The 20,296-nt window shown below is 47.5% G+C and carries 16 protein-coding genes; 5 read left to right on the top strand and 11 right to left on the bottom strand.

The window, feature by feature from the left end; genetic code table 11:
- Positions 1–81 precede the first annotated feature (81 nt).
- Complete coding sequence (locus tag AC5YB3_RS15940) at positions 82–1,578, top strand: CYTH domain-containing protein (protein WP_494527197.1); 1,497 nt, start codon at positions 82–84, stop codon at positions 1,576–1,578.
- 135 nt (positions 1,579–1,713) lie between these two features.
- Here AC5YB3_RS15940 and AC5YB3_RS15945 read toward each other — a convergent pair whose 3' ends face one another.
- The 8 genes from AC5YB3_RS15945 to AC5YB3_RS15980 form a co-directional block, all read right to left on the bottom strand.
- Positions 1,714–2,538 carry an ion transporter gene (locus AC5YB3_RS15945; RefSeq protein ID WP_106651766.1) on the bottom strand — a complete coding sequence of 275 codons (825 nt, stop codon included), beginning with the start codon at positions 2,536–2,538 and terminating at the stop codon, positions 1,714–1,716.
- Positions 2,539–2,689: 151 nt separating this feature from the next.
- Positions 2,690–3,019, bottom strand: a complete 330-nt coding sequence (locus AC5YB3_RS15950) for a hypothetical protein (protein WP_106649567.1) — start codon at positions 3,017–3,019, stop codon at positions 2,690–2,692.
- 101 nt (positions 3,020–3,120) lie between these two features.
- On the bottom strand, positions 3,121–3,774 hold the full coding sequence (locus AC5YB3_RS15955) for a DUF4178 domain-containing protein (protein ID WP_220775920.1): 654 nt from the start codon (positions 3,772–3,774) through the stop codon (positions 3,121–3,123).
- 162 nt (positions 3,775–3,936) lie between these two features.
- Positions 3,937–4,626, bottom strand: coding sequence for a PspA/IM30 family protein (locus AC5YB3_RS15960; RefSeq protein ID WP_106649569.1), 690 nt, complete (start codon positions 4,624–4,626; stop codon positions 3,937–3,939).
- Between the two features lie 11 nt (positions 4,627–4,637).
- Positions 4,638–5,051 (bottom strand): YjfI family protein, encoded by a 414-nt coding sequence (locus AC5YB3_RS15965; protein WP_007645549.1) that lies wholly within the window; start codon positions 5,049–5,051, stop codon positions 4,638–4,640.
- Positions 5,052–5,129: 78 nt separating this feature from the next.
- Positions 5,130–6,854, bottom strand: coding sequence for a polyamine aminopropyltransferase (locus AC5YB3_RS15970; protein ID WP_107946619.1), 1,725 nt, complete (start codon positions 6,852–6,854; stop codon positions 5,130–5,132).
- 4 nt (positions 6,855–6,858) lie between these two features.
- Positions 6,859–7,758, bottom strand: a complete 900-nt coding sequence (locus AC5YB3_RS15975) for a DUF350 domain-containing protein (RefSeq protein ID WP_006085958.1) — start codon at positions 7,756–7,758, stop codon at positions 6,859–6,861.
- 13 nt (positions 7,759–7,771) lie between these two features.
- Positions 7,772–8,746 carry a hypothetical protein gene (locus tag AC5YB3_RS15980; RefSeq protein ID WP_494525694.1) on the bottom strand — a complete coding sequence of 325 codons (975 nt, stop codon included), beginning with the start codon at positions 8,744–8,746 and terminating at the stop codon, positions 7,772–7,774.
- Positions 8,747–8,984: 238 nt separating this feature from the next.
- Between AC5YB3_RS15980 and glnE the strand changes: the two genes are divergently transcribed.
- Both glnE and AC5YB3_RS15990 read left to right on the top strand, forming a co-directional pair.
- On the top strand, positions 8,985–11,840 hold the full coding sequence (glnE, locus tag AC5YB3_RS15985) for a bifunctional [glutamate--ammonia ligase]-adenylyl-L-tyrosine phosphorylase/[glutamate--ammonia-ligase] adenylyltransferase (protein ID WP_494525695.1): 2,856 nt from the start codon (positions 8,985–8,987) through the stop codon (positions 11,838–11,840).
- Positions 11,841–11,945: 105 nt separating this feature from the next.
- Entirely contained in the window at positions 11,946–12,917 is a 972-nt protein-coding gene (locus AC5YB3_RS15990) for a GGDEF domain-containing protein (protein ID WP_494525696.1), read from the top strand.
- Positions 12,918–13,008: 91 nt separating this feature from the next.
- Here the strand turns inward: AC5YB3_RS15990 and AC5YB3_RS15995 are convergent, their stop codons facing one another.
- On the bottom strand, positions 13,009–13,968 hold the full coding sequence (locus AC5YB3_RS15995) for a sodium-dependent bicarbonate transport family permease (RefSeq protein WP_494525697.1): 960 nt from the start codon (positions 13,966–13,968) through the stop codon (positions 13,009–13,011).
- Between the two features lie 138 nt (positions 13,969–14,106).
- On the opposite strand from AC5YB3_RS15995, the gene AC5YB3_RS16000 reads away from it, so the two are divergent.
- Entirely contained in the window at positions 14,107–15,105 is a 999-nt protein-coding gene (locus tag AC5YB3_RS16000) for a LysR family transcriptional regulator (protein WP_494525698.1), read from the top strand.
- A gap of 183 nt (positions 15,106–15,288) precedes the next feature.
- Here AC5YB3_RS16000 and AC5YB3_RS16005 read toward each other — a convergent pair whose 3' ends face one another.
- Together AC5YB3_RS16005 and zapE are read right to left on the bottom strand one after the other, a co-directional pair.
- Entirely contained in the window at positions 15,289–16,914 is a 1,626-nt protein-coding gene (locus AC5YB3_RS16005) for a methyl-accepting chemotaxis protein (protein WP_494525699.1), read from the bottom strand.
- Positions 16,915–17,586: 672 nt separating this feature from the next.
- Positions 17,587–18,912, bottom strand: coding sequence for a cell division protein ZapE (gene zapE / locus AC5YB3_RS16010; protein ID WP_494525700.1), 1,326 nt, complete (start codon positions 18,910–18,912; stop codon positions 17,587–17,589).
- Between the two features lie 282 nt (positions 18,913–19,194).
- Here zapE and AC5YB3_RS16015 point away from each other — a divergent pair, with 282 nt between their 5' ends.
- The gene (locus AC5YB3_RS16015; protein ID WP_494525701.1) at positions 19,195–19,998 is read left to right on the top strand and encodes a bactofilin family protein; all 804 of its coding nucleotides are present in this window, start codon (positions 19,195–19,197) and stop codon (positions 19,996–19,998) included.
- Positions 19,999–20,296 lie beyond the last annotated feature (298 nt).

The following is a 20,296-nucleotide window of genomic DNA, read 5'->3' on the forward strand; positions in this document are numbered from 1 at the left end:
ATTTTTATGACACATTTGTGACATTATGAACTAAAGATGACGCATCAATGAATGTTTGATGACAAAATGAGCGGTAACGCAATGAATGCTGAGATTGAATTAAAACTGTTTTTCCTGCCGATATATCAAGAATCCCTGATAAATAAGTTAGATAGTCTCGATAATGCCGTCCCCCAAGGTAAACGTCGTTTGGCGAATGGTTACTTCGACACACCTGACTTACAACTGCGTCAGTGGGACATGGGTTTGCGGGTGCGCGGTTACGATGCACATAGAGAGCAGACCATAAAAACCGCTGGGCAAGTCGTGGGCGGGATTCATTCGCGGCCCGAATATAATGTGACTATCCAAGCCGATAGCCCAGATTTAAGTCTATTCCCAGCCAGTATTTGGCCCGCCGATGCGGATTTAGCCGCCACACAAGCCCAGTTGACCTGTATATTTCACACCGATTTTTATCGCCGTGCTTGGCATGTCCAAATTGATAATAGCTTGGTCGAAGTGGCGTTAGACATAGGTGAAATCACCGCCAATGGTCAGCAAGAAGCGCTGTGTGAGCTCGAGTTTGAACTCCTCAGTGGCGATACTGAGGCACTACTTAAGCTGGCGATGCAAGTGGCGAGCGTGGTGCCTGTGCGGTTAGGTAAAGCCAGTAAAGCACAGCGCGGCTATCGATTAGCGGGTAAAGCTAAGCCGCTCGATTTAAACGCATTGGAATTTTTGCCACTGACAGAGTCACATGATTCTTCTTCACAGGATTTAAGTGCAAACTGCCAAATCCTGCTTGAAACCGCGCTTGAGCGTTGGCAATTAATAGAAAGCATGATTGCAGAGGAAAGCGAACCCGAAGCCTGTGTGGCACTGTGGTGGCGAATGCGTGCCTGTATTCGTTTGCTGCGTATGACCTTAAGTCAGTTCGAGTTATTGAATGTGAAACTCTCTAGTCAATTCATGTCGATTGAAAAACAGCTCGATTTTATCGAGCAGGCACAGGCATTGACCGCCTTGCTTGGGAGCCAAAGGGGCTTGTTCGCAAAACTTGGCCAACATGCCCAAGTTAACGCGCGGCTTATGGTGCAACTGACTGAGATGAATCTGAAGGGGCGTTTACTTTCCCTGTGGCAACAAACTGAATATGGTCGATTACAGCTGGCGATAGTTGAACTATTGCTTAAGATCAGTGCAGGTGAAGTGGACATCAGTAATCAGCCTAGCTTACGCCAGCATGCCGACCGCGCTCAGCAAGCCTCTTGGGTGGCAATCCTTGATGTCATGCCACTCAATAGTGTCATGACCAGTGCAAATTACCTGCAAGTGGCTGCAGTGCTTGATGAGAGTATCTTAGTCGGTCATGCCTATGGCAGTTTGTATGAGGCGAAATCACGGGATGCATTTCGTGCACCTTGGCAAGATTTGGTACTCGGGATTAAAACCTTAGCCTGCTACCGCGCGGTGCAGGATGCGAGCCGAGCGTTGGATATTGATTTAACTGAATGGCTGGAAGATAAACAGCAAAGTTTGTTATTTGCCATGGAATCGACACGCCGTAATGCGATGCAACAACAGGCCTATTGGTAGGGTTATGTTTATAACGTTGAACTGATGCTAAGCCGTTGACTGGCGTAGCACTGTTCCTAACTCGGCCCTATAATGCTAAGGGCTCAATCCATATTGGCTTGAGCCCTTTCTATTATTAGCCAATTACTAGCTAAATCAGTTGTTTCTGTTTTCGATAACTTGCTTCAGCTCTGCAATTTTTGCGAGCATTTGCGCTTGGTTCTGTTCCATCTTTTGCTGGTTTTCTTCCATTCTCGCTAAGGCTAATTCGAGTTCTGACTTTATTTCGGCTTTATGGGCCTCTTGGCGCTCCTGTCGCTCAGTTTCATCGGGCGCGACAAATACCGACGCCATATAACCTGAGATCACCCCAAAAAAGCTCACGCCGCTGACAATCACAATACCGCCTATGATATGGCCAGCTGTCGTCACCGGATAATAATCGCCGTAACCGACGGTCGAGATAGTGACTAACGCCCACCAAATCGCTTGTTCTGCGGTTTGGATATTAGCGCCTTCGGTGCCGCTCTCGACGATCAAAATGATCACTGAGGCTAAGGTTAGAATCGTCACCATGGCGACCAGCAAACTGGCTAAGGTCGCTTGTTTACGTTGTTTGATCAGTGGAAGCAGCAGTGAACGACTCATGCGGATCAGGCGGATTACCCGCAGGATTTGGAACAAGCGTGCCATCCGCAGGGCTTCAATTGCCGGAATGCTGGCAATAAAATCAATCCAATGGTGTTTAATGAAAAAGCGTTTATCGCGAGCTCTGAACAACCCAATAAAGAAGTTGATCATGAAAATCATACAAATGCTGGTATCGACGAAAAAGAGTAAGCGGTAGGTTTCGCTATCGAGGCGGCCGAAGGTCATGACGAGCACTATGATCACCGACAGCAAGGATAGCAACATCATCGCCATTTCGAATGGAGAAGGGCTGCCAAGGGTGCGAAGTGACCATGGGGTTTTATCTGTCATGCCAAACATGATCCCTGTTAAGTGCGGCGAATGTCTCAACTAAAGTAAAAGACTTTAGGCTGTGAGTAAATTGTCTAAGCCAATAAAATCGAATTTCGTCAATTAATTGCACAGGCTATATATTCAATAGCCTGTGCAATGTTTGTGGGAGTTATTTCTTATCTACAAAGTGAACTAAATCGTCGAGGACTCGGCGTTTAATTTCTAGCTGCGAATCGGCGCTTAAACCATATTTTTCTGCCAGTTGTACATAGTCATCGGCATTGAGTGACACAGTAAGACGTGGACGCGTTGGTCGTTTCGACACGCTTAGGCCCAAAATCGTGCGAATTTGATCCGAAGGGCTCACTCCTGCATCTAACGCGGCTTTACGAATTGAGTATTGAAATTTTTCATCGAGATCAAAGGCGACTTGCGTTGCTTTCGCGGCTTGTTGGTTCTTTAACCATTGCTCGGGGAGAGGGTGTTTGGTCTTACTCATGGCGTATTACCTATTGCTATCAACCGTTTCTAGCGCTTATCTGTGAGATTGTATTGGGATTATCGATAAAGTGCGAGCGCGCACTTTATCTTATTTTTGGCTTATTTCGCTGGCCAGTATTCCCGAATATCCGTCAGTGGGCGATATAAGGTCAAGACAACATCTGTATCGCCACCTTCGTAGACTTCCACTTCGACGGCGCGGCTTTCATCGTCATCGAGCAGTAAATAGTACTCGAAGGGCTCACCCGTGGCGCCATTGGCGTCTTGTGGTGGCCTTTGGCCGCGGTAGTCCTGACGATGGAAATAGCCAAAAGCGGCAAACGTCACTTGGTGATATTGCTTTCCAAGCCATTGTTGCAGTTTTTCAGCTAAGTCGGCTGGTAATTCTTTCGTGGTTAACTCGGCATGACCCGGTTCATCGAACAGGGCGCTGAACTGCTCAAGATCGAATAATTGTTCCACTTGGGCGCGGGAAATTTTAATCGAGAAGGCGAGATAGGTTTCGTCGTCTTCTTCGATGCTTAAAAAGAGTGTGTCGCTACCATGGCCTTTAAGTAACCATTCGGCTTGCTGATTACGTTCAGACTCATAAGTATGTACGGCTTCTACCCTCAATTGTTGACCACGAAGTTGTGGCGGCAGGGCAAAGCTGTCATCAATTGAGATCATGTCGCCCACATTGAGCTGGGATGGGTGATTGAGCTCGCGCTGTGGCGCTGCTTTCTTACCAAAAATACTATTGAAAAACCCCATAGTGACTCCTGCTGACTATGCTCGCGTGCGGCTTCAAATCGATTGGCTGCGGATCGTAACGGGCAATAGTGGTCAATTATTATATGCGGATGAAACAAAAAAATGCCGAGGTCAGTAGGGGGTGATGATCCCACTGAGACTCGGCATTCGGTCAATCATTGCTTAGCTTTTACGTGCTTTAATTCGGTCTAGCACAGCATTTGCATTCGACTTTTGCTCACCAATACCGGCTTCGGCTAGCTTAGATTGCAGTGACTTGTCACTGTTTTCATCGGCTAAGGTTTCTGCCGCTTTCAGGCGGTCGTCAAACTGTTGCTGACGTGCCTTGATGCGCTCAAGTGAATCTTTAGCGTTCAGCAGCTTAGAGTTGCTAGACGCGAACGAGTCAGTAATGGTTGCCGTGGCTTTTTGCACGCTTTCAGTGGTTTTAACCATGCTCAGCTGACGTTGATAATCAGACAGTTGACGCTCGGTTTTCTTCACTAAGTCTTTCAAACGTGCTGCATGGGCGCTAAAGCTATCGTTGGCAGTTTGCTGCTCAGCAAGCTCTTGATCGAGCTGGGCAATTTTTTCAGCGACTTCAATTGCTAGGGCTTCATTACCTTTGTCCAATGCTTGAGTCGCATACCCTTCGTGCTCGGCAATCGAGCGCTTCAGGCGGTCGATTTCACGGCTGGCTTGCATTTCTTTCGCCATGACATCGGTCAGTTCACGCTTAGCGTTGGTTAAATGTTTTTCGGCGTCGCGGATTTCCTGTTCGAAAATACGCGTTGAGTTTGCGTCAACGATGCTTTGGCCAACTTCGGTGGCACCACCGCGAAACGCTGTTAAAATTTTATTCAGAATGCCCATTTTGTGGCTCCTTATTTTAGATAGTCGACCATTTCATCGATAACTTCTAAACAGTTATCGGATAAAACTGCTAATTCTTGCTCGATTTCGAGCATGCTAGATTGCAGTGAAAGCGCGCCGTAAACTACGTATTTGTCATCAATTTTCGCAAAGGCTGACAAGGGCATCGGAATGTTGAGTTCTAGCATGGTTTCAAACATTTCGCTGCGACGTTCTTGGTTTACTTCGTTCTCGCCCCACAGGTAACTGATGCAAAGAATCTGGTTATCCGTCACCGATACGAATACCGGTATTTCTTCACGGCCAACCACATTCACTTGCAGTACTTCGACTTCGCCATCAATAGGATAACAATCGAATTGAAAGCCGGTTTGGCTATTATTGCCAAGACTGTTGAGGTGATTGGCAAGGGTATGGATATTCATATTTGTCCTTATTGACATATTATGTCTGTGTTCAAAGATAGCACTGAGACATAATATGTCAAGCACTATCTCATCCTATTAAAAAAGATTCAGTCCCTGATTCTCGGACCAATCTTGCAAATGGTAGTGATACAGCTGCAACGAACCCAATTCATTGGGTTTTATTTTGGCGGCATCTTGATAAAAATTTGCTGGGAACTCAAACGCGCCATCCACTAAACCTAAGGTGAGCCAGTCATCTTTGATGGGCAGCTCAGTTAACTTAGCTAATCTGTGTTGTGCATCGAGCCCACCTGCGGTGGCGATACTCCAGCCCCATTCGCCAAAACTGGGCACATTATGATGGTACTGTTTGACGTCAAATCCTGCCAATGCCAAGGTTTTTGCTACCGAAATAAAGGCCTTAGGGGCATGGTAAGGCGATGTTGACTGTACAGTCAGAGCGCCATCACTGCTCATAAGTTCCTTTAATTTACGGTAGAAATAATCCGAATACAGCTTATTAAGATCGGGATGGCTCGGATCGGGCAAGTCCACGATAATCGCATCGTATTTCACGCCTGTGGCAATCAGTTTATCGACGCCATTAAATGCATCGTCGTTGATCACAGTAACACGGGGATCGTTTAGCGCATTGCCGTTGAGCGTCAACATAGCGCGGCTCAAACGCTCGGGCATATCTGTATCGGGCGACTTAAACAATTGCACTAGGCCGACATCGAGATCGAGCAGCGTCACTTGCTCAGGCTCCCAGCGCAACACTTGCTTAAGACCGAGTCCATCGCCGCCGCCAATGATCAACACCTTGTTATGGCGGGCACTGGCTGCGAGTGTAGGGTGCACAAGAAACGCATGGTAGATGTGTTCGTCTATGCTAGAAAACTGTAAGCGACCATTGATGTATAACGCATAAACGGGCGGCAGACCGTTACCGCGAAGTCGCTCGGTGAAGGTCAGCTGTTGGAAACGTGTCGCCTTGGCGTAAACCACTTTGTCTTTATAGAGCAAATTATTAAATTCTTGTTCCCAGCGTGGGCCGTGGATGGCTAACACGAGTAAAATGCCTGTCACGATAAAGTGCCCAGTCAAAAGCAGTTTAGGGCGGCGGATTTTAGGCCAGAAGCGCCAGATAAACACAAAACCCGCCAACAGGTTAAAGCTGGCAGTTAAGGCGGCGGCAAGTTGGATATCGATGGCGAGCATAAAGCCCACCCAAATGGCAGCACCTATGCCTGCACCTATGTAATCGGCGCCGTAAATTGTCCCCGCATTGTGCAGCAAATGCTCGTCAGAAAGAGACTGGCGCACTCTGGCGATCAGTGGTATTTCCATACCAATCATCAGGCCCAGCAACACGCCCCACACATAGGGTAAGTATTCGCTGAGTTTTTGTAGCGAGCCTATCATGCCGCCTTCGGGTAGTTGATCTGGTGGTAAACCTAAGGTGTTGGCAATCATCAAGGGCAGTTGTTGGCCGAAACCAATCACCGCCGCTGTGATTAAAATGGCGAGTGAGCCGCAGAGTGCGACTGTGAGTTCTAAGATCACAAAACCGGTAAAGGCATCACGGATCTTACGGGCGGCGAAGGCACCTAGCCCCATGGAGACTATCATTAAGCCAATCATGGTGTAGATGGCGGCTTCTAATGCGCCTAAAATGCGCCCCGCATAGTGGGATAAAAGATATTCGTAAATCAGGCCGCAGCCTGCTAATACGGCCATAATGCCCAATAATAAGACATCGTCGAACCAACCTAGGCGGCTAGGTTTAGCCGCCGAGGGGGTTAAGCTGGTTTCTTGCATTCTATTAGGCCATCAGTGCCGTGAGGATAAGTGCGATAGCGATACTGATCGCCATTTCAACGGCGGCGATGCCGATATTGTGTTGTCTTTCCACTTCATCGGCTAAATCGATACGGGCTAATACCAGTTTCTTCACGACAAACAGCAGTAAGGAAAGCGCGATCAGCATGATGACTGAGAACACTAACCAACCGATCACGTTAGTCACATAAGCCGTTGGATTAAATATAATAAAGTGGCTGGCAGCGTTAAAGCTCAGCGCCATTGCTATCATATAACCCGCATGACGCAGTGCTAATGCCGTATGGCCTTGTACTAAGGCTTGCTGCATTGACGAGTCTTGATTGCGGCTCGCAAAACGGTTTTCACGCCAGCGCGTCAGTAGCACTAACATCAACTGCGAAATCGCAAAGGCGCTGAAGATAGCGATAAAGGTATCTAGGGTTAAGTCTTCTGCCCATAACAACACGGCGCGGATAATAATCGCAGTGGCGATGGCGGCACTGGCATCGACAATCGCGACAGACACATTACCTTTGATGATTTGCTCGTTCTTATCGAACTCGTTTAACGCAATCTTATCGTGGAGGAAACGACCCAGTTTAATCAGCACTAAGCCGAATAAACCGTAGGCGCTCATGCCAATGGCTTCATTCAGATAAGAGTGCGCAGCAGCACCAGTGATAGCGCCCGTTAGCACTATACCCAGTGCGGCAACGGCGCCCGCGGTACTGATACCGAAGGCAAAGTTATCACGCTCCGCCAGTTCTTTACTGCTGTTAACCTTTACGCTCCAACCTTGCAAATAACGCATTAGCGTTAGCAAAATCACGGCTATGGTGAGATCGATAGCCAGAATGATGGCTAGCTCTGGTGTGATACCGAAATCCTGAAATAGTGTCATTGGAAATCCTTAGTTACTTGCCCCGGCGCACACTGCGGGTCGTGCGATTACTGGAATTACGGAAACTGCTGTCTTTAGCATAGTTAGAGCGGAACTTACTACTCGAACTCTTGCTTGCGCTCGTGGTGTTGCTGGCCTTAGGCGTGCTGGTACTTTCACGGGATAACGCCGTGCCACCGGTACGCGGTTTGGCATAAGGGCTGTCGAAGCGCTTACCTTGGGAATCGAAACGTTTTTTCGTTTGTTCGAAGGTCTTATTTTGCGCATCCGCTTGTTTGGGTGAGGTATAGCGATAACGACCTACGTCATTGTAATAGCTATAACCTCGGTTACCCGACCAACGATCGTAGGAAATCGGGCGATTGAACATATTCGAAAACATCGAATACATGCCATACCAAGCCCAAAACGACGTGCCGCTCGAATCGGTTTGCCAGTTACCGTAAGACGGATTACCAACCAGTTGACTACCAGGACCAAAATCTTCACCGCCATTGGCTAATGTTGCGGCCTCACGGCTAATCGCATTCACGCGGGCCAGTTTGCCGTCGGACATATCGGCGACCACGTTGACAGGATCTGACAACATATCGTTAAACAGACTGGGATCAGCGGCTTGATAAAGATTTTCCGCTTCGGCCAGCTGTTGATCGAGATCGGCAAAGTTACTCGCCACTTTCGATTCATCTAAACGACGTTTCAGCGAGGTATACATGGGGCCTTGGGTGCCAGAATCCTTTGCTAATTCATCAAGCAGAGGCGCTAAATCGGGTTTCTGCTGCTTTAACAGTGTGGTGTATTGTTTTAAGAGGTTAGCGTTACGCAACTGACCGTCATCGATCATCGTCGTGAGTGTTGCTAGGCGTTGCTGCGTGAGTTGTTGATACTTCGCGATTTTATCCGGTCTGTCATCGCCACAACCCGTCAGCGATAGCGTAACGGTTAAAAACAGTATCGATGTGAGAACACGGGTTAGCATTCCTGCCATGTTTTCTCCAAATGGTAATGAAATAAAACTCAAATACTTGCAGGCAATAATAATCTGCTTGCCCAATATGCCTGCCGCGCAGGTTATAGTACCCTTAAATGCCACAGATAAAAGGGGATACCTTTATTTGTGTGCTACATCAGGTAGCTGCAAGTCTCGTCGAACATAACATGATGTGGCGTCAATCTATATCATTTACGACATAATATGTCGATAGCTAAATTTGTTAGGGATTATTATGACCATGCAAAAAGACAGTAATAAGTCATTGTCTATTCTCGTTAATCAAACCGCTGAGCACAATTGGCTGCGGTTAGAGGAAGTATGGTCCGAAGGACTCGCGCAATTAACACCTGCCCAGCAGCAAGAACTCAAAACGGTTCTAGGGCTCAGTGATTACGTGACGGCCCAGTTATGCCGACATCCCGAGTGGATTAACAGGCTGTTTGCCGGCGAGTTAAGCTTGATTGAGCGTAAAAACTTTGATCTTGAGTTACACGAAGTGCTGAGTAGCGCCACAACCGAAGAGATGGCAAAAGCCAGCCTGCGACGGTTTCGTAACTACCAAATGGTGCGCTTAGCTTGGCGTGACTTTTTAGACTACGCCAGTTTAGAAGCATCCCTGCTCGATCTGTCGGCGCTTGCCGAAGCGTTAGTGATTTGCGCCCGCGATTGGCTCTATAAAGATATGTGCGCCCAATACGGCACGCCGATGGACAAAGAAGGCAATGCACAGCCATTGCTGATTTTAGGCATGGGTAAGTTAGGCGGCCGCGAGCTCAATTTCTCCTCCGATATCGACTTGATTTTCACTTTCCCTGAACATGGTGAAACCGTCGGTGGGCGTCGCAGTTTAGACAATCAACAATTTTTTATCCGCATGGGACAAAGGCTAGTGAACTTGCTCGACCAAGTTACCGTCGATGGTTTCGTGTTCCGCGTGGATATGCGTTTGCGCCCCTACGGTGAAAGTGGCCCGCTGGTGGTGAGTTTTAGTGGTCTTGAGGATTATTACCAAGAACAGGGCCGAGATTGGGAACGCTATGCCATGGTCAAGGCGCGTGCGCTCGGACCTTGGAGCCATTTCTCCGATGAATTACACAGCCTGCTCAGACCCTTTGTGTATCGGCGCTATATCGACTTTTCAGCGATTGAATCCCTGCGAAAAATGAAGCAGCTCATCGCCCAAGAAGTGCGTCGCCGTCATTTGACCGACAATATTAAACTCGGCGCGGGCGGTATTCGTGAGGTCGAGTTCGTGGTGCAGAGTTTCCAATTAATTCGTGGTGGCCGCGAGCCTGCACTGCGCCAGCAGAGTTTATTCGGCGCTATCGATACGCTCTACAGCTTAGGGCAATTTGAGTATTTAGCTGTGGATGAGCTTAAACACAGCTATTTATTGCTGCGCCGAGTGGAGAATTTACTGCAAGCCATAGACGATAAACAAACCCAAACCTTGCCGAATAATCCACTCGATTGGGCGCGATTGTGCCATGTGCTCGATATGGCCAACGAGGTCGATTTACGCACCCATATCGAAGCGGCAATGAGCAAAATCCATCGTCACTTTAAAGCCACAGTGGGCGGTGAAGAAGGCGAAGAAAAGGCCGAGCATTGGACAACGCAGCTGTGGCATGTGCAAGATATTGATGATGCCGTCGCGCTATTGGCCGAACAGCAAATTGACGATGACAAGCTGTGCCCTATGCTCAGCAGTTGGCGTGAAACGGTCACTAAGCGTTCCATTGGTCCACGCGGGCGGGAAACCTTAGATAAATTAATGCCAAGATTATTGGAAGAGTTGATTAATCAACAGAGTCCATCGGCTGCCTTTGAGCCCGTGTCTAAGGTGCTGGAGCAGATTTTAACTCGCACCACTTACCTTGAGCTTTTGTGTGAAAACCCAGGCGCACGGCAACAGTTAGTGAGCCTTTGCTGCGCCAGTCCTTGGATTGCCGCGCAGTTGGCTAAGTTTCCCATGTTGCTCGATGAGCTTATCGATCCATCGCAGCTTTATGACACAACCTCCATCGATGATTATCCTAGCGAGCTGCGCCAGTACATGTTGCGTGTGCCCGAGGATGATATGGAGCAGCAGATGGAAGCGCTGCGACAATTTAAGCTGTCACAACAACTTAAAATCGCCGCCGCCGATGTCACTGGGGTTTTACCTGTGATGCAAGTGAGCGATCACTTAACCTTTTTAGCCGAAGCCATTATAGAGCAAGTGGTGATGCAGGCGTGGCAACAGGTTTCAGTGCGCCATGGCGTGCCCGCTCACCTTGAGGGCAATGACACAGGTTTTGCCGTTGTTGGTTATGGCAAGCTTGGCGGGATCGAATTGGGTTACGGCTCCGATCTCGATTTAGTTTTCCTGTGTGAAAACAAAGCAGATAACAGCCAGACCAATGGTGAACGGCCGATTGAAGTTGGCCATTTCTACCTCAAACTTGCCCAGCGTATTCTACATTTGTTCTCTACTCGTACCACTTCGGGTGAGTTGTATGAGGTGGATATGCGTTTGCGTCCTTCTGGCGCCTCGGGTTTGATGGTCAGTGAGATTGAACGCTTTGGCGAATACCAAGCTAACGAGGCGTGGACGTGGGAACATCAAGCCTTAGTGCGCTCGCGTTTTGTTTTCGGCGACAATAGTTTAGCGGTAAAATTTAGTCAAATTCGCGCTGCGATATTAGAAAAACCACGGGATAAAGTTGAGCTGCAAAAAGCGGTACGCGAGATGCGTCAGAAGATGCGCGATCACTTGCTCAAAGCCAGCGATGGCATGTTTGATCTAAAACAGAGTCCCGGCGGTATTGCAGATATCGAGTTTATCGCCCAGTACTTAGTGCTGGCTAATGCCCATGAGTATCCTGAGCTGACGATTTGGTCTGACAATGTGCGGATTTTTGGGGTTTTGGCTGAGCTTGAACTCTTACCTATGATGAGTGCCCAGCATTTAACCCAAACCTATTGCTTACTCAGGGATGAAAATCATCGCCTGACTCTGCAACAAAAGGCGGGGCTGTTACCTGTGTTAGAGGTTGAGGAACATGCCGAGCGAGTGCTCAATATCTACCGCGCTGTGCTGGAATAGTACAGTCATCTAAAGGGAGTAAGGCTGAAACGAATATCAGCCTTAACACCGCAAGAATGCCCAATTTAGGCTAGAGTTTAATGAGAGCAGTTAGCAGAGAGCACCATGCAATTACCTACTATCCCTGAAAACGAGCTGCAACGTTTGGTCACGTTACGCGCACTCAATGTGCTCGACACCGATGCCGAGGAACGTTTCGATCGTATCACTCGGCTCACGCGCAGAATTTTCTCCTTGCCGACTTGTGTTGTGACCTTAGTGGATGCCGAGCGGCAGTGGTTTAAATCTCGTCAAGGACTAGAGGTGACTGAAACACCAAGGGAAATTTCATTTTGTGGCCATGCGATCAATCAAGACGATATTTTTATCGTAAACGACGCCCTCAAAGATCCGCGCTTTAGTGACAATCCTCTGGTGACCGAGCAGCCGCATATTCGCTTCTACGCAGGCTATCCCTTAACCATTCATAGGCAATATCGGGTAGGGACCTTGTGTTTAATCGGCACTGAACCGCGGGATTTTACGGCTGAAGATATTGAAACCTTGACGGATTTAGGCGAAATGGTGGAGGCGGAATTACTCTCTATCGCGCAAAACACCTTAGATCCTTTGACCACGATTTCGAATCGGCGTGGATTTGAGTTACTGGCCCATCAGGCGCTGGCGAGTTGTCGACGTACCGAATCTGAGGCGGCCTTACTCTTCTTCGATCTCGATTTCTTTAAGGAAGTGAATGACAACTTTGGTCACCTCAAGGGCGACCAAGTGTTATACGATTTTGCCCATATCTTGATGACCGCTTTTAGGGAGTCGGATGTGATTGCAAGGCTTGGCGGCGATGAGTTTGTGGTGCTATTAAGTTTTGTGCATAGAGATACAGTCGATCGCGTGATTGAGCGTTTTAAGCAATTACTTGAGCAATATAATCAACAGCATCCTAAGCAACATAGCTTAGCGACGAGTATTGGTATCGCCCATTGGACGCCAGATTCTGATGTGAGCTTAGAGGATCTGTTAGATTCCGCCGATAAAGCCATGTATCAGGATAAAGCCGCGCACCACAGTGATGCGCCTTAAATGATGTGTGCTTAAGCAAGAAGAAAAGGGAGACAATAATGTCTCCCTTTTCATTGATTTTTATTCGGCGAACAAGTACTAAGCTGCGCCATTAAGCTGTAATGAGCATGACCCAGTGTTGATATAAAGGTAAGCCAATTAACACGTTAATTGGAAACGTTATCCCGAGTGAGGCCAGCATAGCCAGTCCAATATCAGCTTCGGGTATTGCGGCTCGAATGGCCGCAGGCGCTGCGATATAAGATGCACTGGCACTTAATGCCGCTAGCACTAAAATGCTGCCAGAAGGTAAGTCCAACCATAATCCTACGGCAATACCGCACCAAGCCAATACAAAGGGCGTCACGGCGGCGAACACCAATAAGCGCCATTGTTTTAGTGGTAGCGGCAAACACACTTTGGCCGTCACTAAGCCCATTTCCAGTAAAAATAATGCCAGTAAAGTTTTGAATCCGCCTAATAGCACAGGTGTGAGCGGCGCAAGCCCCGTTGGGCCGTAAAGCCAACCTATCACTACGCCGCCCACGAGTAAGACAACGCCGCGGCTGGTTAACGCTTCGTGCAATACGCTCGATTGAGTTTCATTCTTGGGTGATGTTTCAATTGCTTTTTTGGCGCTTAAGTATCTATGTAGCCAGAGCATCACGACGATCGCCGGCAGTTCTAGCAGCACAAGATACAGGGTGGTTTCGGGTCTTAATATCAACCCAGATTTTTCCACCATAGCCATCACCACCGCAAAGGTTCCCGCGCTAACGGAGCCGTAATGTGCGGCAATGCTAATAGCATCTGTGTGACCAATTCGAACCAGCCGAGTTAACACTGGGTATAGGGCCAAGGGGATAATGAAGCCTAAAGCAACAACCGCTAACAGCTCAGTGATCACTAAGTTTTGGGTGTGACCGTGGAGCGCCATTCCGCCCTTTAAGCCCAAAGTGAGCATTAACAGTATAGATAGGGTTTCGTAGATCGCGGGGGGGACTTTAAGATCTGACTTTACTAGGCCAGCTAACAAGCCTAAGGCAAAAAAGGCAATGACAATATCGGGCATAAGTATCTCATTAAGTTTGATTTTTAAGCCGTGTAAAACAGGCTTAATTGTCGGGTGATCCTGATGGCTGGTGATTTTGGACCTAATTGGTTATATTGAAAAATAAATTGTTTACCACTTAGGTATAGATAATTGTCTATGGATAAGCGTTCGTCATCGACTCAGCTTAAATTGCGGCACTTGAGTTTCCGTTTGCTGCAGGTGTATGTGCAAGTGGTGCGGTTAGGCAATATTTCCGCAGCGGCGAGGGCCTTGCATTTAACCCAACCCACAGTGTCATTACAGCTTAAAAAGCTGGCCGATGTATTGGGTGAGCCGTTACTTGAGAGTCGTGATGGCCGCATGTTACCGACCTTGATTGGCAATGAACTCTACCGCGCAGCCTGCGATACCTTGAGTCGTTTTGAGGATTTCGATGCCTTTATGCAGCAGGCCAAAGGTGGCAGCGTCGGGCATATTAATATCGGTATCGTCACTACCGCCAAATACGTGTTACCACGGATTTTAGGGGCTTTTTATCGGCAGTTTCCGCAGGTTAAAGTGACCTTAAACATAGGTAACCGTGCCCATGTGTTGGGCCGATTTGAGCGCCAAGAAGATGATTTATATCTGTTTAGTCATCCTCCTAGTGGCGATAACGTCTTATCTGCGCGGATCATTAAAAACCCGCTGCAGTTGATTGCGCCAAAGTATCATTGGGCGGTGGGCCGTGAACAAGTAAGTTTTAACGATCTCAAAAATGAGCGTTTTATCGTGCGCGAGCCGGGTTCTGCCACCCGCTTGATGTTCGAGTCTTGGTGCAGCGGTCAAGGCATCACGCTCGGTGACACTATGCAAATTGAGAGCAATGAGGCGATACGCTTAAGCGTCGCGTCGGGCTTAGGCTTGTCAGTGATTTCGGCGCACACGCTGCAAGAAGGGCGCGAAAAACCGGCTATTTTGCCGGTAACGGGTTTTCCGCTCGAAAGTAACTGGTATCTGGTTGGCCGCAAAGATCGCCGCTTGCCCTATGCTGCCATGCAGCTGGTGGACTTTATGGCGGCGCATTTGGCCGAGTGTATCGAGCCTGAATGGGTTGCCGCCGATATCAGTGAACTGGCTATGCACTTTAATCATGCGCCGCAAACTCGGTCTTAGCTGAGTTCATGTTTTTGATACTGAATGATTTTATTAAGTTAAAGATGTGGTGATACATTGAGGGTAACGTTTTTTCGCACACCTTGTGCAGTTACCCTCTGGTTCCCTTGTAAAACGAGATTTGACCTCAAATCGAAAAGCGAGGCTTTTGGCCTTAAATCGAGACGACTTTACCTGGTGACTTTATACCTTAAAGCGCGTCAGTAGGTTGTTCAGTTCAACTGCTAACCTTGATAGTTCATGCGCCGATGCACTGGTTTGCTGGGCACCCGCGGCGCTTTGGCTGGCGAGATCGCTAATGTTCACAATGTTTTTATCGACTTCACGGGCGACTTTCGCTTGTTCTTCGGCTGCGCTTGCGATGACCATATTGCTGTTGTTCATCGTACTGATTTGAGTGTTGATCGTGTTTAATGCATCCCCAGCGAGCCTTGCAACAGCGAGTGCTTGCTCTGCCTTTTGGCCACTGTGCTGCATCGATAGCACAGCGGTTTCGGTGCCGTGCTGGATCTTGTTGATCATGTCTTCAATTTCACGGGTCGAAGACTGAGTGCGATGGGCTAGTGCGCGCACTTCATCGGCAACCACCGCAAAACCACGGCCAGTATCGCCCGCTCGTGCCGCTTCAATGGCTGCGTTGAGGGCCAGTAAATTCGTTTGTTCTGCAATCGCGCGGATCACATCTAAAACTTTACCAATATCGACAGCTTGCATGGCTAAGGTTTGGACAATTTGTGAACTTTGCGTCACATCCTGATTCATGTCGATAATGGCGGCGACGGTTTGATCTACCTGTTTTTTACCTAATTCAGTATTGCGGGCGGTTTCTTCTGAGGCCTCCGAAGCGAGGACTGCGGTATTGGCGACTTCATCCACCGCCGAACTCATCTCGGTAATTGCGGTTGCAGCCTGTTGTATTTCATCATTTTGTTGCTGTATACCGCGGGAAGCATCTTCAGTCACAGAATTGAGCTCTTCGGCGGCGGAGGCGAGCTGGTTAGAGGAGTTTGCTATATGGGATAAGGTATCGCGCAGGTTCTGCTGCATCCCTGCTAATGACTGCATCAGTTGACTGGTTTCATCATTGCCATCTGTACGGATTTTCTGCGTTAAATCACCGCTTGCGACCGTCACTGAAATATCTACCGCTTCTTTCATCGGCTGCACAATACTGCGGGTTAAGAGTGTGGCCACAACAAATGCGGCAATCAAGGAGGCTATTATCACCACGCTGTTGAGTAGCTTACTTTCCTCGTAGGCTTGTGCGGTGATTTCGCCTTGTTTGCCTGCATATTCGGTATTTAAGTCGCCAATGCCGATAAGCGTTTTAGTTATTTTATCAGCTTGTAACGTCATCACTTCATCCATGATCCGTTTAGCTTCAGTCGTGTCATTGGCCTGCAGCTTACTGATCATTTGATCTTGATTCTGTAAATACAGCTCTAAATTATGACTAAAATCCTGATAGAGGGCTTGCTCACCAGGCAAACTAATTAAAGGCTCGTAGGCCTTTTGATCCGTTTTAATGTTCTCGCGAATTTGCCTTAAGGTTTCGAGCCCTTTGTCACGCTCAGCCGCCGAATCGGCGAGTAATAGACGAAATGTAAATACCCTAGCGCGCATCACGTTAAGATTGATGCTCGACAGCGTGACGAGTGTCGGTAGGGTATTTTTTTCAATTTCTTCTGAGGAGACTCGCATGGATGACATCGTTTGTAATGACATCAGTCCCTGAAGTAACAAGACTAGACCGAGTAAGCCAAACGCAGTAATGAGTCGTGAGCCAATCTTTATTTGTCGTAACCACATAAGCGAATCGTCCCTGTATTTAAATTAGTTCCGTCTAAGGTCGTTCTTAACTGTCTTTGAGCTAATACTTTAGAGCTACTGCAGTCGAGCCATAAAGTTCGAGTAAATAAAGTCGAACTTATACTTCCTAACTTTAAAACTAAGCGTTATTGCGCAGAGTCGGAACTATGAGTCTTTGGTTTAATACACTATAGATTATATTTTTAAAATTTCTTGTCGTAGAGTGTAAATTTAATTGATTTAAACCTATAGGGCGTAAATTAGCATAATTGAAACTAAGTTATACCGTACCTTAAATATCTAGGTTAGCAAACCGTATTGCTGAATTGAGTGGAGTAATGCCTCTGGTTTTATTAAGGTTATCTGTTGAAATAAAGGAGTGAACTGTGGTTAGTATTTTGATTTTAAATGGTTAAAGTGAAGTTTTTTGCTGATTTGATAAGGTTTTAGATTGGCAATCTAGGTCTTTAGACTCATGTGTCATGTCGGTCGTTTTAAAGGTGTTATTCAAGCTTTTGCTATTCTGATTGTATAAGTGACTTCGTAATCTACTGTTCCTTTGGACGTTTTTATTTTTTTGCTAATGATTGTCCAATAATAGTTTGAGCAAAATTTTGGTACTTATTTTTTGTCTCTTTTTTTGTCTCTGCAAAACGATAAATAATCAATTTTTTACGCTAATTCATGTCGGCTCATTTCTATTAATCGGCTGTAGGTGCGGCTGAATTCAAAACTAAGTGCGCCACCTTGGTAGAGTTCGCTCAGTGGCACGTCGCAGCTGAGATAAAGGCTGACATTTTGATCGTACAACTCATCAATTAAGCTGATAAAACGTCGCGCAGGGTCGTCGTTGGCGGCGTAGGAGAGTTTGCGCTCGCCCGTAGTTGCGGCTTGGTTTTCTCCTGTGCCATCCTCCGTGCCGCGGGCACGGATCCAGCCTTTCACTTCGCCGCCCAGTTTGGGAACACCGCTCACCATTAAGATCTTAAATCGACTGGCGATTTCGATGTAATCGAGTTGGGATCTCGGGCCGTCACACAGGGCATAAAAGTCGAACCAAGCAACAGCGTTGTCTGTGGGCTCTAAAGCTGCGCGGATCACTGGGATTTCACGGTTGCAGATGGTGAGGCTAGCATTGCTCATTTTGCTATCACTCATGCTAGAACCGCTAATGCCAGTACTACTAATGCCAGTATCGCTAATGCCAATAGCGCTCATACTGAGTGTATTTGGCGTTAACCCATTCACTAGCTTGTCAAAAATCTGCTCAAAATCGAGTGTTCCGGTAATGCCGATATTGCGGGAAATCGAGGTACTCATTTCAGCGCTATCAATGCCAATCCCGTTGTTTAATGCGGCATTGATGGCGTGCATTCTGTGGTCTTGGTTGCCATCGAGATGCAGCATTTGTGTGTGCGTATGCAGCAATTGGATACAAGGTAAAAATCTGTGTCTGGCTAAGCCGTTCTCATATAAGCGCTCAATAGGAATATTTGAGGTCGCGACTAGCACCACACCTTGTTCGAATAGGCACTCAAATAGCCCTGCGAGTATCATGGCATCGCCAATGTCTGAGACAAAAAACTCATCGAAACACAGCACCTTGCACTCTTTCGCGAGATTTTTAGCAATCAGGGTTAACGGATCGCGTTTACCCGAATGCTCACGCAGTGCATTGTGTATCCGTGCCATAAAGCGGTGGAAATGCAGTCTTAACTTGCCATCACTTGGCAAACAATCGAAAAACAAATCCATCAGAAAGGTTTTACCCCGACCGACATCACCCCACAGATACAAGCCTTTGATGGATTGTGAATGGGAGAGGCGTGCTGAATAGGCTTGTGGCATCAAGTGTTTAAATAACATATCGAGCGCCAACACCGCCTGTTGCTGCGCCGGATCGTCAACTAGATTTTCGCTCACTTTGGCGCGATACACTTCCAGTGGCGTCATCATTGGCGTTATCGATTGCGAGCTAGCGGAGTTTGAATGAGCCATGTCGGGGTCTCGTTGGCGGTTTTTTTAGGTGTTTACTGCAATCAGTGTGTGCTTTAGCTTTGATTAAGTGCGATATCAGCGCTCGCCTTTTGAGGCATCATGCTACTCATACTTAGGTACTCGGGAGCCATATTGCAAGATGCTCAGGGTAACATAGTCGCTGGCGTGACTTAAATCCCGCTCTGAGGCTTAGGTCAAATACTAAACGAAACCAGTGCTTTATTCTCGGGGACTTTTACCTTAACATCTTTGTCACAAAAATAATGATATGGAATGAATCCTATGGCTAGCAAAGGCAATGGCATTACTTTTATCAGTGCACAAACCTCGATTGAGGGTGACATCCAGTTAGAGAGCACGGCATTAATTGCGGGTAAATTGCAGGGCAAGATTGGTTCAGCGGGACAAATTAAGATCGAACTTGGCGGCGAGATCTCCGGTGAAGTCAGCTGTGATGAGTTGCGGGTGTGCGGCGTATTTAGTGGTCGAGTCTGTTGTAATAAGTTGATTATTACCAGTTCTGGAGTGGTTGACGGTGAAGTTGCTAGCCATCAGATGGAGATTTACGAAGGCGGCCAGTTTATTGGTCAGCGCATTAAAGGCCCTGAGCTTGATGCCTTACCTGATATGCTAAAAGCGATCGCCCCAGCGGCTCAACGCTCGGATGCGCACCTATATGCCAGTGAGAGCGGTTCATTAAGAGGCGATAATCGCGCCATTCGCCCTTGGTTGTATGTTGCTGCGGCAACTGTCGTCATCGCCTTGGGCTTTAGTTTTGGACCCGAGCAATTACGTGAGTGGTTACCGAATGTGAGTGATAGCCCGCTCAACACTGAAGTGTCTCCCGTGGCTCAGGGGCTAGATGCTGAAAAAGCTGCCTATCCATTACTGACTGAGCAAACGACTGCCCCAGATACCGCGAATGCCGACAATACGGCGGCGGTATCCGCAGATCCCGATCCGCTGGCTTTATCGCAGGATTCTGCGATGGAAGATTTACAGCAAATGGAACAAGGCCATGCACAAATGGCGCAGGGTGATAATGGCACCGCGCCCACCAGCGAGAATGCAGGCAATAAGCTCTGATTGCTAAGCGATAAGCTCGAATCAATAAGCTTGAATCAATTAGCTTGAATCAATTAGCTCGAATAAATAAGTACTCGCATCCTTGGGTCGAGCATTTGGTGTTTTTTGTTAGACCACTGTTATTTGCTCATCGTTGCTAATGCTTATCGCCGAAATCCAGCTCAATCCTACTCAATCTCTCTTCAAGTATTGTTGCTAGTTCCCTCAGAAGCGCTTAACGGCGCTTTGCTTTTTATGGATGGCTTCTAGCTTAATTTAACGTTCCAAGGGTAAATCCGTCCTATTTTTATGCTATTTC

The organism is Shewanella sp. 1311 (genome assembly GCF_059338235.1).